Raw genomic sequence first — 13902 nt, 5'->3', positions numbered from 1 at the left:
GCGGCCCGGCAAAGCCGGTTCCGCGGTGTTTCACCAATGGGCCTGGCTTCGCCGGCCGCGCGCGGCGCGCTCGTTCGTGGGCTGCCGTGGAACCGGCTTTGCCGGGCCACGGGCAGCGCCCCCGGTAGGGGGTGGGCGGCTACACGAAGTGAGCAAGCCTGGGGGCGAGCAACAGAAAAGGAATGAACATGACTGAAGAGCTGATCCTCGATCACCGGAGCAAGAGCTATCCGCTGGACGCCGCGCCGTGCCGCGCCGCGGACATCGGGCAAAAGGGATGGAACGTGCTGGCCGACGACCTGGCCTATCCGCTGGCTGTCATCCGCCGCTCGGCGCTCGCGCACAACATCGCCTGGATGCAGGACTATGCGCAGCGCAAGGGCGTGACGCTGGCGCCGCACGGCAAGACGACCATGTCGCCCGAGCTGTTCGCGCAACAGCTTGCCGGCGGCGCATGGGGACTGACTTTCGCCACCATCTTCCAGCTTGCGGTGGGTGTGGAGGCGGGCGCACGGCGCGCCATCATCGCCAACCAGGTCGTGTGCGATGCCGACCTCGATGGGCTCGACATGCTGCTTGCCGGGCACAACGACCTGCGGGTGTGGTTCCTGGTTGATTCGCTCGCGCAGTTGGCGCTGATCGAAGACTGGGCGAAGCGCGGGCAGTGCAAGCGTTGCTTCGACGTGCTCGTCGAGATCGGCATCCCTGGCCAGCGCACCGGTTGCCGGACGCTGGAAGAAGCGCTTGCGCTCGCCGAGGCGATATCGCGCTCGCCCGTCGCGCAGTTGGGTGGCATCGAGTGCTACGAAGGCGGCCTGGCCCGCTGCGACAGCGAACACGATGCGCGCGAAGTCACGGCGCTGGTCGAGCGCGTGCTCGAAGTGGCGCGCCGCTGCGACGCGCAGAACCTGTTCCATGAAGACACCATCATGCTCACGGCCGGCGGCTCGGCGGTGTTCGACCTCGTGGTGCCGCTGCTTCGTGCGCAAGGCTTGTCGCGGCCGGTGCAGGGCGTGTTGCGCTCCGGCTGCTACGTCACGCACGACAACGGAAACTACGCCCGCTTCCTCAAGCAGGTGGAGAAGCGCGAAGGCCTCGACGCATCGCTGCGCGCCGCGCTCGAAGTCTGGGCCATCGTGCAATCGGTGCCCGAGCCTGGCCTGGCGCTGCTGACTTGCGGCCGGCGCGACATCTCGTACGACCTCGAAATGCCGATCCCGGTCCGCCATGCGCCGCGTGGCGCACGCGTGGCGGCCGAAGCGCCCACCGGTTGGACGATCAACGCCCTCAACGACCAACATGCCTATCTGCGCTTCGATCCCGCCGGCACCGCGCCGAAGGTCGGCGATCGCGTGGCGCTCGGCATCTCGCACCCTTGCACGACCTTCGACAAATGGCGCTGGATGGCGTTGGTCGAGGACGACATGGCGATCACAGGTGCCATCAGCACTCGCTTTTGAGGACTGCGTGGCAATGAACAATCCTTCCGCCCATCTGTTGCAGCGCCTGCGCGAACGCATGGCCGAGTTGCCCGCAGCACAGCGCAGCGTGGTCCAGTGCGTGCTGGAAGATCCGCGCGCAGCGGTGGCGGCAACGGTGGAGCAACTCGCGCAGCAGGCCGGTGTCTCGATGCCGACCATCGTGCGAACCTGCCGCAGCTTCGGCTTCGAGTCGGTGCGCGAGTTCATGCTCGCGCTTGCACAGGATCTTGCGGTCACCGGCTCTTACCTGCACCGCAGCGTGCTGGCGGAAGACAGCGCGAGCGATGTCGCGAGCAAGATCATCCATGCGGCCGTGTCTTCGCTGACCGAACTCGGCCGTCGCATCGACGTCGAGGTGCTCGATCAGGTCGCGACACGACTGGCTGCCGCGCGGCGCATCGACTGTTATTCGGTGGGCGCGGCGTCCACCTTCATGGCGAGCGAACTGCAGAGCCGGCTCTTTCGCCTGGGGTGCACCTCCAACGCGATCTTCGACGCGCACCAGCAACTCGTTTCTGCCAGCACCTTGGGCCCTGACGGGGTGGCGTTCGTCATCTCGCACGTGGGGCGCATGCCCTACACGCTGGAGGCCGCGCGCTTCGCGCGCTCGCAGGGCGCAACGGTGGTGGCGCTGACGCAGCCCGATACGCAACTGGCCGAGATCGCCGATCTCGTGCTCGCCGTGTCGGTGCCGCAGGATGCGGTGATGCGCGTCGGCACCGAGGCGTACCTTGCGCATCTCGTGGTGATCGAGATCCTGATGGTGCGACTCGCTCAGAAGCTCGGCCCGGTCGCGACGCATGGTCTGCAGCAATTCAAGCAGCTTCTTCACAAGCACGGCTTCGACAGTGCCGAGTATTCAGGCGCTACCGAGACCTTGAACGACGAGAAATGATGACGCAAGACATTGGCCATTCGACGCTTCTCAAAGGCGGCAAGATCGTCGACGGCAGCGATGGCCCGGGGTGGCTCGGCGATGTGCTGCTGGCGGGCGAGCGCATCGTGTCGGTTGCACCCCCCGGAGAAACCTCGCCCGAATTGCTCGCGGCCTTGCACGCGCAGGGCGTCGTCGTCGAAGAGATCGATTGCAGCAACATGGTCATCGCGCCGGGATTCATCGATGTGCATACGCACGACGACGCCGCGGCCATCGAGAAGGCCGACATGCTGCCCAAGCTGTCGCAGGGCGTGACGACCGTGATCGTCGGCAACTGCGGAATTTCGCTCGCCCCGGTGGTCACAGGCGAACCGCTGGCGCCGCTGTCGCTGCTGGGGCGCGAGCAGTTCCGCCACGGCACGATGCATGCATACGCCGATGCGGTGAATGCCGCGCGCCCCGGCGTCAATGTTGCCGCACTCCTGGGGCATACCGCGCTGCGCATGCGTCATATGGCGTCGCTGGATCGCGCGGCCAACGAGTCGGAGCGGGCCGCGATGGCGGCGAGCATGCAGGAGGCGATGGACGCGGGCGCCTTGGGGCTTTCGTCGGGCGTGTTCTATGAAGAAGCCTACGCGGCCGATCTCGATGAACTGGTGGCGGTTGCCAGCGTGGCGGCGCGCAACGGTGGCGTGTACGCGACGCACATCCGCGATGAATTGGCCGGAATCCTTCCGGCACTGCAGGAGGCTGCGCTGACGGCACGCCAGTCCGGCTTGCCACTCGTCATCTCGCATCACAAGTGCGCGGGGCCGGACAACTGGGGACGCACGCGCGAGACGCTGCCACTCATCGAGCAACTCGCCCGCAACCAGGAGATCGGCATGGACGTGTATCCCTACACCGCCGGCTCCACGGTGCTGCGCGAGGACCTGGTCGACGGCATCATTGACGTGCTGATCACCGGCAGCCAGTCGCATCCCGAGATGGGCGGACGCTATCTCGCAGACATTGCCGCGCAGTGGGACATTTCTCAGCAAGAAGCGGCGGTGCGGCTCAAGCCCGGCAATGCTTGTTACTTCCAGATGCGCGAGGACGACGTGCAGCGCGTGATCACGCACCCGCTCTCGATGATCGGGTCCGACGGCCTGCCGCACGACGAGCGGCCGCATCCTCGCCTGTGGGGCGCATTCCCCCGTGTACTGGCGAGCTATTGGCGCGAGAAGGGACTGCTGCGGCTTGAGCAGGCGATCCACAAGATGACCGGCATGTCCGCAGCGCGCTTTCGCATCGGCGAACGTGGCCTGCTGAAGGCCGGCTACATGGCGGATGTGGTGGTGTTCGACCCGCTACGTGTCAAGGATGGTGCGACCTTCGAGCAGCCGCGCCTGTTCAGCGAAGGCATCGAACGCGTGTGGGTCAACGGCGTGTTGAGCTACACGGCAGAGGGCCGCGCGACCGGTGCGCGTGCCGGCCGCTTCGTGGTGCGCGCGAAGGCACCCTCAGACGCCAACTGACCCCGTTTCCTGACTTCGCCCATCAGGGTTTGTCCTGCCGAGCGTCGATTTCAATCATCATATGATAAGAATCGACAACGCCGAGAGGCTGGAGGGACGAACGCATGACAGCGACCAATGCCGCCAACGAGACTACTCGCCCGGAGTTGCTGGTTGTCGCGCCCTTGATGCCGTTCCTCATGGAGGCCCTGCGGCGTGACTACACGGTGCATGACCGGATTCACGTCAGCGACCCTGCAGCCTTCGCCGTCGTCGCGCCGCGTATACGCGGTGTGGTCGCCAACGGCGAAGCCAAGGTGCCGCGTGAACTGATCGCGCAACTGCCGGCGCTCGAAGTCATCTCGGTTTTCGGTGTCGGCTATGACGGCGTGGATGTGGCCGCGGCCCACGAGCGCGGCGTGCCGGTGACCAACACGCCCGAGGTCCTCAACGACGACGTGGCGGATCTCGCCATCGGGCTGCTGATCGCGGTCGCGCGCCGCATTCCGCAGGCCGATCGCTTCGTGCGTGCGAATGAATGGCCTGCCGGACCCATTTCCCTGAGTCGCAAGGTCACGGGCGGTCGTCTCGGCGTGGTGGGCATGGGTCGCATCGGGCAGGCGATCGCGCATCGCGCCAGCGCGTTCAAGATGAGCATCGCCTACACCGCGCGCTCGCCGCGCGCGAACGTCAACTACACCTACTATCCCGACGCTGTCTCGCTGGCCGCGGCAGTTGATTTTCTGGTCGTGATCACGCCGGGCGGCGCAGGGACGCGAGGCATGATCGACGCGCGCGTCCTTGCTGCATTGGGGCCCGAGGGCTACCTGGTCAATGTGGCGCGCGGCAGCGTGGTCGACGAGCCCGCGCTGATCGAGGCACTGCGCAGCGGTGTCATCGCGGGAGCGGGGCTCGACGTGTTCGCGAACGAACCCAACGTGCCCGAAGCCTTGCGCAACATGCCCAACGTGGTGCTCACACCGCACATCGGCAGCGGAACGAAACAGACGCGCGAAGCCATGGGCAAGCTCACCTTCGACAACCTGCACGCGCACTTCGCCGGCGCGCCGCTGCTGACACCCGTGGACGCCTGAAGGCACTGCATGACCAAGAACACCCACGGCCGTACATTGGACTTGCTGGGTGAGGCGATCGTCTCCCGCCGATATGCGATCGGAGCACCCATGCCTTCTGAGCCGCTGCTTTGCGAAGAGTTCGGCGTCAGTCGCACCGTCGTGCGCGAGGCCGTGAAATCGCTGGTGGCCAAGGGACTGATCGTGACCGGTCCCAAGGTCGGCACGCGCGTGCTGCCCGACGACGAATGGAACTGGTTCGACCCCGACGTCATCACCTGGCAAGCCCGCGCGGGCCTCACTCCCGAATTCCTGCGCGATCTTCAGGATCTGCGCCGCGTCGTCGAACCCGCCGCGGTGCGTCTCGCGGCCGAGCGCGCGACGCCGGAAGACATCGAGGAAATCGAGATCGCCTACGCGGGCATGAAGCACGCCGTCGAGTATGGCGGCGACTATGTCACCTTCGACCTGCGCTTTCATCACGGCCTGCTGCGCGCCGCGCGCAATCGCATGCTCGCGCAGATGAGCAAGGCGCTGCATGCGCTGCTGCGCACCAGTTTCGAGATATCGACGATCAAGAAGGATGGGCCGGCGATGTCGTTGCCGATGCACCGTGCCGTGCTCGACGCCGTGATCGCCCACAACCCCGCTCGTGCCGAAAGGGCCATCACCAAGCTGATCGACGGCGCGCGCGACGACATCGAGGAAGTGCTTCGCTCGCGACGGCGCCTGCCTCGTCTCGGCCGACCGCCCCCGCGACTCAAGGCCACCGCCTGAGGCGCACGCTCCGTTTTTCCGTTTTCCGTTTTCCGTTTCCCAACCCTCGCTCGAGCACCGAGCAATCCCGTTCAAAAAGAAGGAGACAGCAGCATGAAATTGAAGGCATTGATGATCCCCGCGCTGATGGCGATGGGCCTCACGGTCGCCGGCCAGGCGGCGGCGCAGGAGAAGCTCACCGTCTGGTGGGTCAAGGGCTTCTACAAGGCGGAAGACGACGCGCTCTTCGCCGCCATCAAGAAGTTCGAAGAGAAGCACAAGGGCGTCAAGGTCGAGCTGTCTCAATACCCGGTGCAGGACATGATTCCGAAGACCGTCTCGGCGCTCGATTCGGGAAGCCCCCCGGACGTGGCCTATGCCGACGTCTACGACTTCCAGGTCACGGGCAAGTGGGCCTTCGACGGCAAGCTGGAAGACATCAGCAGCGTGATCTCGCCGATGGTGAGCCGCTTCGCGCCCAACACGGTCGAGACGACGTTCCTCTACAACGACCAGACGAAGTCCAAGGCCTACTACGCCTTCCCGATCAAGCAGCAGACGATGCACATCAACTACTGGATCGACATGCTGGCCGAGGCGGGCTTCAAGGAGTCGGACATCCCGACCAACTGGAAGGACTACTGGTCGTTCTGGTGCGAGAAGGTCCAGCCCGCCAGCCGGCAGAAGACCGGCAAGCGCACCTTCGGCATCGGCATGCCGATGGGCGTGGATTCGAGCGATTCTTTCTACTCGTTCCTGACCTTCGCGGACGCCTACAACGTGAAGATGGTCAACGACAGCGGCAAGCTGCTGGTTGACGATCCGGCCGTGCGTACGGGCCTGATCAACGCGTTGACCGACTATGTGGCGCCCTATCAGAAGGGCTGCACGCCGCCGTCGTCCACGAGCTGGAAGGACCCGGACAACAACGTCGCCTTCCACAACAAGACCACGGTCATGACGCACAACGCGACGATCTCGCTGCCCGCCAAGTGGCTCGACGATTCGAACAACGCGTCGCTCACGCCGGAGCAGCGCGAGGAAGCCAAGAAGAACTACTTCGAACGCATCCGCACGGCGGGCTTCCCCAACAAGCCTGACGGCAGCAAGATGGTCTATCGCACGGCGGTGAAGACGGGCGTGGTGTTCAAGGACGGCAAGAACAAGCAGCGCGCCAAGGAGTTCGTGACCTTCCTGCTGCAGGAAGAAAACCTCACGCCGTATGTCGAAGGCTCGCTCGGCCGCTGGTTCCCCGTGACCAAGGCGGGTCAGGCCAGTCCGTTCTGGCAGGCCGATTCGCATCGCAAGTCCGTGTACAACCAGTACGCGGCCGGCACGGTGACCTTCGAATTCACGAAGAACTACAAGTTCACCATCCTCAACAACGAGAACGTGTGGGCCAAGGCGATGAACCGCGTCGTGAGCGACAAGGTGCCGGTGGACAAGGCGGTCGACGAGATGATCGAGCGCATCAAGACGGTCGCGCGTTAAGTCAAACCTGATCGGCGGTTGCCATGAGTTCCACTGCAACAAGCATCGCGACTACTGCTGCTGGCGCCGCCGCAACGCCTGTCTCGAAGACCGGACGCTGGCAGTTCTGGGGGCGCCTGATGGTCGTTCCCTATCTGCTGGTGTTCGTGATCTTCGTTCTCTACCCGGTGTGCTACGGCCTCTGGCTGGCACGCCATCCGCAGAGCTACGAGCACCTGGTGGCGGACCCGATCTTCTTCCGATCGGTCATCAACACCATCGTCTTCCTGGTCGTCGCCATCAATCTGAAGATGGTGGTCGCCCTGGTGCTCTCGGGCTTCTTCGTGCAGTCGCGCTGGTGGATCAAGATCCTTTCGGGGATCTTCATCCTGCCGTGGGCCGTGCCGTCGATCCCGACCATTCTTTCGGTGCGGTTCATGCTCAACCCGGAGTGGGGCGTGATCAACACCACCATCTTTCGCCTGACGGGTCTCGACGGACCGAACTGGCTCAACGACCCGACGCTGGCGCTCAGCCTTGCGATGCTGATGCACATCTGGAAGTCGCTGCCGTTCTGGACGCTGATCCTGGTGGCGGGCCGGCTTTCCATCCCGACGGAGCAGTACGAGGCTGCGTCGGTAGACGGCGCGAGCTCGTGGCAGAAGTTCAAGTTCATCAGCTGGCCGGCGTTGCGCACGCTCTATGTCACGTCGCTGATCCTGTCGATGATCTGGACGCTCGGTGATTTCAACAGCGTCTATCTGCTGACGGGTGGTGGGCCTGCGGATCTCACACACGTTCTTGCCACGCTCGGCATTCGCTACCTGCGCCTCGACCAGGTCGATCTGTCGATGGCGTCGATCGTGGTCGCGATGCCGCTCGTGCTTCCTCTTGTGTACTTCATGATGAAGAGGCTCTCGAAATGAAGCGCTGGACCATGAAGTCCGTCGGCACCGAGGCCAAGCTCCTGCTGATCGGCATCCCCGTGCTGCTATGGACGATCATCCCTGTCTATCACATGGTGCTGTTCGCGATCTCGCCGCGCGGCACCGCGACATCGGGGCGCCTGTGGCCGACGTCGCCGACGCTGGACAACTTCCACACGGTTTTCTTCCAGAAGCACTTCTACCTCGATCACTTCTGGGTGCAACTCGGCAACTCGGTGCTGATCGCGGTGGCGGTGGGCTTGCTCACGCTCTTCGTCGCGACCACGGCCGCTTTCGCGATCAGCCGGCTGCGCGTGCGCGGCGGCCGCACGGTGATGAACATGGCGCTCTTCACCTACTTCATCCCCGCAGCCTTCCTGGCAGTGCCGATGTACAAGACCATGGGCAACTACGGCCTGCTCAACAGCCAGTGGTCACTGATCCTCGCGATGGTGACCATCGCGTCGCCGTACTGCATCTGGGTGCTCAAGCAGGCTTCGGACAAGCTGCCCTATGAACTCGATGAAGCAGCGCGCATGGACGGCGCATCGCCCCTGCAACTTTTCCGGCTGGTGTACCTGCCGCTCATGGTGCCTTCGCTGGTCGCGGTCGGAACCTACGCGCTGCTGTTGGCGTGGAACGAATACCTCTATGCCTTCCTGCTGCTGTCGAACGATACGCAAGTCACTCTCGCCGTGGCGCTGGGCAATTTTCTCGCGGCCGACGATTCGCCGTGGGAACTGCTCATGGCGACTGGCTTGATCTACGCGTTGCCCCCTGCGGCGATCTACTACACCTTCAAACGCTACATGGTCGGCGGCATTACCGCCGGCGCGGTCAAGAGCTAAGGGAAGACAACGATATGGCTTCAGTCACTTTTCAGAACGTCCAGAAGTCCTACGGCAAGACGCAGATCATCGAGCGGCTCGGCTTCGAGATCGAGGATGGCGAATTCGTCGTGCTGGTCGGGCCTTCAGGTTGCGGCAAGTCGACGCTGCTGCGCATGCTCGCGGGCCTGGAGGACATCACCGGCGGCGAGATCATGATCGACGGCCGCGTGGTCAACGAACTCGAATCGAAGGACCGCGACATCGCGATGGTGTTCCAGAGCTATGCGCTCTATCCGCACATGACGGTGGGCGAGAACATGGGCTTCAGCCTGCGCCTGCGCAACGCCGACAAGGGCGTGACCGAGAAGCGCGTCGCGGATGCTGCCAAGATCCTCAATCTGGACAAGCTGCTGGGACGCTACCCGCGAGAGCTGTCGGGTGGTCAGCGGCAACGCGTCGCGATGGGGCGCGCGATTGTGCGTGATCCCAAGGTTTTTCTCTTCGACGAACCCTTGTCGAATCTCGATGCGAAGCTGCGCGTCGCGATGCGCGCCGAGATCAAGGCGCTGCACCAGCGATTGAAGACCACGACGGTGTATGTCACGCACGACCAGATCGAGGCCATGACCATGGCCGACCGCATCGTCGTCATGCACGACGGCGCGGTCGAACAGATCGGCACGCCCCTCGAACTCTATGACCGCCCGGACAACCTGTTCGTCGCGCAGTTCATCGGCTCACCGGCGATGAACGTGATCGAAGGGACTGTGAGGCGCAACAACGGGCGCTGCACCGTCGAGGCGCACGGCGCGATGTGGCCGGTGCCTGCCGGTGCCGCGACGGAAGAGGGCAAGGCCGTGCACTACGGCGTTCGGCCGGGTGACATGACGCTCTCGGATGCCTCCAACGGCGTACCGGCCAAGGTCATCGTGGTCGAGCCGACGGGTGCGGAGACGGAATTGCTGGTCGAGGTCGGGGAAGCGCAGATCACGCTCGCGGTGCACGGGCGGGTGGATGCGCAGCCTGATCAGATGGTGGGGCTCATGATTGCCAGCGAGAGCGTGCATCTGTTTGATCGGGAGAGCGGGAAGCGGTTGGGGTGAGTTCGTCGGCCTACCGCACATTGGCGATGCAAAAGTAGCGCCAATGAAAAAGGGCGCCGAAGCGCCCTTTTTCTGTTGAATGGTCGATCTCAGCGACCGAACGAGCGGCCACCGCCGCCACCACCACCGTAGCCGCCGCCGGAGCGACCGCCACCGCCACCCGAACGTCCACCGCCGCCCGAACGGTTGCCGCCGTAGCCGCCACCGCCGCCACGACGGCCGCGGCCGCCGAGGCTGTCGACGCTGGTGCGCAACGGATCAGGCTGACCCGCGGCACCGGCGATCGCTTCGGCGCGCAGGTGCGCGACCGCATCGGCTTGCGTCGGGCTATGGCTGTTGCCATGATGACGCGGCTGGCGCTCTTCGTGCGGCAGATGGTCGTGATGGTGGTGATGCACCGGTGCATGGTGCGGCGCGCGCGCCGGTCCTTGCGGTCCGCGTGCCGGACCTTGCCCACGGCCACCTTGGCCGCGTCCACCTTGACCGCCACCATTCGCGTTGCGGCTCGGTTGTGCGCCCTGGCCCTGGCCCTGGCCCTGGCCCTGGCCGTTGCCGCGGCGTTGGCCACCGCCATTGCCGCCGCCGTTGCCACCGCCACTGCGCTCGCCCTGGCCGGCCTTGTTCTCGCGGATGCGCTGCATCATTTCCTGACGGGCCGCCTTGGCAGCCGCCTGCATCACTTCGCGGCTCGGCGGACGGCCGGCGCCGCCCCAGATAGTCTGCCGACCCATCGCGATGGGTTCGGCGCGCTCACCTTCTTCAGGGCCGAAACCTTCGATGGTCTTGACCGGGATCTGCTGCTTGGTGAAGCGCTCGATCTCCTGCATGAAGCCTTCTTCGTCCAGGCAGACCAGGCTCACCGCCTCGCCGCTCGCACCCGCGCGGCCGGTACGGCCGATGCGGTGGACGTAGTCTTCGCTGACGTTCGGAATTTCGTAGTTGACGACGTGCGGCAGTTCGTCGATGTCGATGCCGCGTGCGGCGATGTCGGTCGCGACCAGCGCGCGGATGTCGCCGCTCTTGAAGCCGGCCAGTGCTTGCGTACGCGCGCTCTGGCTCTTGTTGCCGTGCAGCGCCATCGCCTGGATGCCGTTCTTGGTCAGGAATTCAGCCACACTGTTGGCGCCGAACTTGGTGCGGGTGAACACCAGCACCTGGCTCCAGTTGTGCTCGTTGATGATGTGCGCGAGCAGCGCCTTCTTCTTGCCACGTCCCACGGGATGGATCACCTGGGTGATGCGCTGGACGGTCGTGTTGCGCGGCGTGACCTGGATGCTCTGCGGATTCTTCAGCAGCGTCGCGGCGAGGTCGCGGATCTCGTCGCTGAAGGTGGCCGAGAAGAGCAGGCTCTGCTTTTCCTTGGGCACCAGCGCGAGGATCTTCTTCACGTCGTGGATGAAGCCCATGTCCAGCATGCGGTCGGCTTCGTCGAGCACCAGCATCTGCACGGTGGAGAGATCGAGCATGCCTTGCTGTTGCAGGTCGAGCAGGCGGCCGGGCGTGGCGACCAGGATGTCGACGCCGCGCTTCAGGCGATCGATCTGCGGGTTCATGCCCACACCGCCGAAGATCACGGTCGAACTCAGCTGAAGGTACTTGCCATAGGTGCGAACGGATTCTTCGACCTGGGCAGCGAGTTCACGAGTGGGGGTCAGCACCAGGGCGCGAACGCCGGTACCGCCGAACTTGTTGGTGGCGCTGCGGCTCATCGTGAGCTTGTGCAGCAGGGGGAGGGTGAAGGCAGCGGTCTTGCCGGTGCCGGTCTGGGCGCCGCCCAGAAGGTCATGGCCGTCGAGGACGGCGGGAATCGCCTGCGCCTGGATCGGCGTGGGATTTTCGTAGCCTTGCTCATGCACGGCCTTCAAGATGGCCGGGGCCAACTTCAGTTCATCAAAGTTCATTGAGTTCAATAAGCGCCCTACACGGCGCAGTGGTATCCACCCGCTCGGGCGTCACGTTGACGTCGAGCCAGTAAGGGTGAATGAAGGTCAGGGGTGGGAGCCTGAAAGCCCGCCCTTTGTCGAGGGAAATGGCCTTCTTCGTCCCCGGCGGAGAGCCGGCGTTGCGGGCAACTGGACCCGACAACAGACGGTATTGTCGCATGAGTCGATAATCGGCGGTTCGGCGCACCCCTTTCCGGGCGAACGCGCAATCCCTCTCACCCTCTGAAATGCAAGCAATCTGATGGCCCAGTACGTCTACACCATGAACAAGGTCAGCAAGACCGTGCCGCCCAAGCGGCAGATCTTGAAGGACATTTCGCTTTCGTTTTTCCCCGGCGCCAAGATTGGCGTCCTGGGCCTGAACGGCTCGGGCAAGTCCTCGCTGCTGAAGATCATGGCCGGCATCGACAAGGAAATCGAGGGCGAGGCGCTGCCGATGCCGGGCCTCACCATCGGCTACCTCGAACAGGAACCCAAGCTCAACCCGGCGCACACCGTGCGCGAATCGGTCGAGGACGCGATGGGCGCCGTCTACGCCGCCAAGGCACGCCTCGAAGAGGTGTACGTGGCCTACGGCGCGGAAGATGCCGATTTCGACGCGCTCGCAGCCGAGCAGGCCGAGCTCGAAGCCATCATTGCCACCGCCGGCACGGATTCGGAGCACCAGTTGGAAATCGCCGCCGATGCGCTGCGACTGCCGCCGTGGGACGCCAACATCGGCGTGCTTTCGGGCGGCGAGAAGCGCCGTGTCGCGCTGTGCCGGCTGCTGCTGAGCAAGCCCGACATGCTGCTGCTCGACGAGCCGACCAACCACCTGGATGCCGAGTCCGTCGAATGGCTGGAAGTGTTCCTGCAGCGCTTTCCGGGCACCGTGGTGGCCATCACCCACGATCGCTACTTCCTGGACAACGCCGCCGAGTGGATTCTCGAACTGGACCGCGGCCGCGGCATTCCATGGAAAGGCAACTACAGCACCTGGCTCGAACAGAAGGGTGAACGTCTGGCTCAGGAACAGAAGAGCGAAGAAGCCCACGCCAAGGCCCTGAAGAAGGAACTCGAATGGTCGCGCCAGAACCCCAAGGCGCGGCAGGCCAAGAGCAAGTCCCGCCTGGCCCGCTTCGAGGAACTGAGCGACTACGAATACCAGCGGCGCAACGAAACGCAGGAAATCTTCATCCCCGTGGCGGAGCGTCTGGGCAACCAGGTGTTCGAGTTCAAGAACGTCAGCAAGTCCTTCGGCGACCGGCTGCTGATCGACAATCTCAGCTTCGAAGTGCCCGCGGGCGCGATCGTCGGCATCATCGGCCCGAACGGCGCCGGCAAGTCGACCTTGTTCAAGCTGATCGCCGGCAAGGAAAAACCGGACAGCGGCGAGGTGGTGGTCGGCCAGACGGTCAAGATGGCTTTCGTCGACCAGACCCGTGACGCGCTCGCCAACGAGAAGACAGTATGGGAAGACATCTCGAACGGCCTCGACATCATCAACGTCGGCAAGTTCCAGATGGCGAGCCGTGCGTATGCAGGCCGCTTCAATTTCAACGGTGCGGATCAACAGAAGAAGGTCGGTACGCTTTCGGGCGGCGAACGCGGACGGTTGCACCTGGCCAAGACGCTCATCGCGGGCGGCAACGTTCTGATGCTCGACGAACCGTCGAACGACCTCGACGTTGAAACGCTTCGTGCGCTGGAAGATGCACTGCTGGAATTCGCGGGCTCGGTGCTGGTGATCAGCCATGACCGCTGGTTCCTCGACCGCATTGCGACGCACATCCTGGCGGCCGAAGGCGACAGCCAGTGGACCTTCTTCAACGGCAACTACCAGGAATACGAAGCCGACAAGAAGAAGCGACTGGGCGAAGAAGGCGCCAAGCCGCACCGGATGCGCTTCAAGGCGCTCAAGTAACAGAGCGCCAGTATCGGCGGTGCCGCAAGGCACCGAAGCTTCGC

The 13902-nt window shown here is 64.3% G+C and carries 11 protein-coding genes; 10 read left to right on the top strand and 1 reads right to left on the bottom strand.

Features of this window, described 5'->3' with window-relative positions:
* Nucleotides 1-188 precede the first annotated feature (188 nt).
* From AC1DN9_RS03670 to AC1DN9_RS03630, 9 genes are all read left to right on the top strand, one after another.
* Nucleotides 189-1460, top strand: coding sequence for an amino acid deaminase (locus AC1DN9_RS03670; RefSeq protein WP_478097361.1), 1272 nt, complete (start codon nucleotides 189-191; stop codon nucleotides 1458-1460).
* Between the two features lie 13 nt (nucleotides 1461-1473).
* Nucleotides 1474-2376 (top strand): MurR/RpiR family transcriptional regulator, encoded by a 903-nt coding sequence (locus AC1DN9_RS03665; protein ID WP_478097359.1) that lies wholly within the window; start codon nucleotides 1474-1476, stop codon nucleotides 2374-2376.
* Nucleotides 2376-3875: an N-acyl-D-amino-acid deacylase family protein gene (locus tag AC1DN9_RS03660; RefSeq protein WP_478097357.1), complete on the top strand. Its 1500-nt coding sequence runs from the start codon at nucleotides 2376-2378 to the stop codon at nucleotides 3873-3875. Before AC1DN9_RS03665 ends, AC1DN9_RS03660 begins: the two co-directional genes overlap by 1 nt.
* 104 nt (nucleotides 3876-3979) lie before the next feature.
* Nucleotides 3980-4948, top strand: coding sequence for a 2-hydroxyacid dehydrogenase (locus AC1DN9_RS03655; RefSeq protein WP_478097355.1), 969 nt, complete (start codon nucleotides 3980-3982; stop codon nucleotides 4946-4948).
* A gap of 9 nt (nucleotides 4949-4957) precedes the next feature.
* Nucleotides 4958-5704: a FadR/GntR family transcriptional regulator gene (locus AC1DN9_RS03650; protein WP_478097354.1), complete on the top strand. Its 747-nt coding sequence runs from the start codon at nucleotides 4958-4960 to the stop codon at nucleotides 5702-5704.
* 93 nt (nucleotides 5705-5797) lie between these two features.
* The gene (locus tag AC1DN9_RS03645; protein WP_478097352.1) at nucleotides 5798-7174 is read left to right on the top strand and encodes an ABC transporter substrate-binding protein; all 1377 of its coding nucleotides are present in this window, start codon (nucleotides 5798-5800) and stop codon (nucleotides 7172-7174) included.
* Nucleotides 7175-7197: 23 nt separating this feature from the next.
* On the top strand, nucleotides 7198-8079 hold the full coding sequence (locus AC1DN9_RS03640) for a carbohydrate ABC transporter permease (RefSeq protein WP_478097350.1): 882 nt from the start codon (nucleotides 7198-7200) through the stop codon (nucleotides 8077-8079).
* Complete coding sequence (locus AC1DN9_RS03635) at nucleotides 8076-8927, top strand: carbohydrate ABC transporter permease (protein ID WP_478097349.1); 852 nt, start codon at nucleotides 8076-8078, stop codon at nucleotides 8925-8927. The genes AC1DN9_RS03640 and AC1DN9_RS03635 overlap by 4 nt, the downstream gene beginning before the upstream one ends.
* A 14-nt stretch (nucleotides 8928-8941) precedes the next feature.
* On the top strand, nucleotides 8942-10012 hold the full coding sequence (locus AC1DN9_RS03630) for an ABC transporter ATP-binding protein (RefSeq protein ID WP_478097347.1): 1071 nt from the start codon (nucleotides 8942-8944) through the stop codon (nucleotides 10010-10012).
* A gap of 89 nt (nucleotides 10013-10101) precedes the next feature.
* Here AC1DN9_RS03630 and AC1DN9_RS03625 read toward each other — a convergent pair whose 3' ends face one another.
* Nucleotides 10102-11913 (bottom strand): DEAD/DEAH box helicase, encoded by a 1812-nt coding sequence (locus tag AC1DN9_RS03625; protein WP_478097346.1) that lies wholly within the window; start codon nucleotides 11911-11913, stop codon nucleotides 10102-10104.
* 283 nt (nucleotides 11914-12196) lie between these two features.
* Here AC1DN9_RS03625 and ettA point away from each other — a divergent pair, with 283 nt between their 5' ends.
* Entirely contained in the window at nucleotides 12197-13858 is a 1662-nt protein-coding gene (gene ettA, locus AC1DN9_RS03620; protein ID WP_478097344.1) for an energy-dependent translational throttle protein EttA, read from the top strand.
* Nucleotides 13859-13902: the final 44 nt, after the last annotated feature.

Source organism: Variovorax sp. 05L425, assembly GCF_056397705.1.
This window is presented reverse-complemented; position numbering and strand designations above follow the sequence as displayed.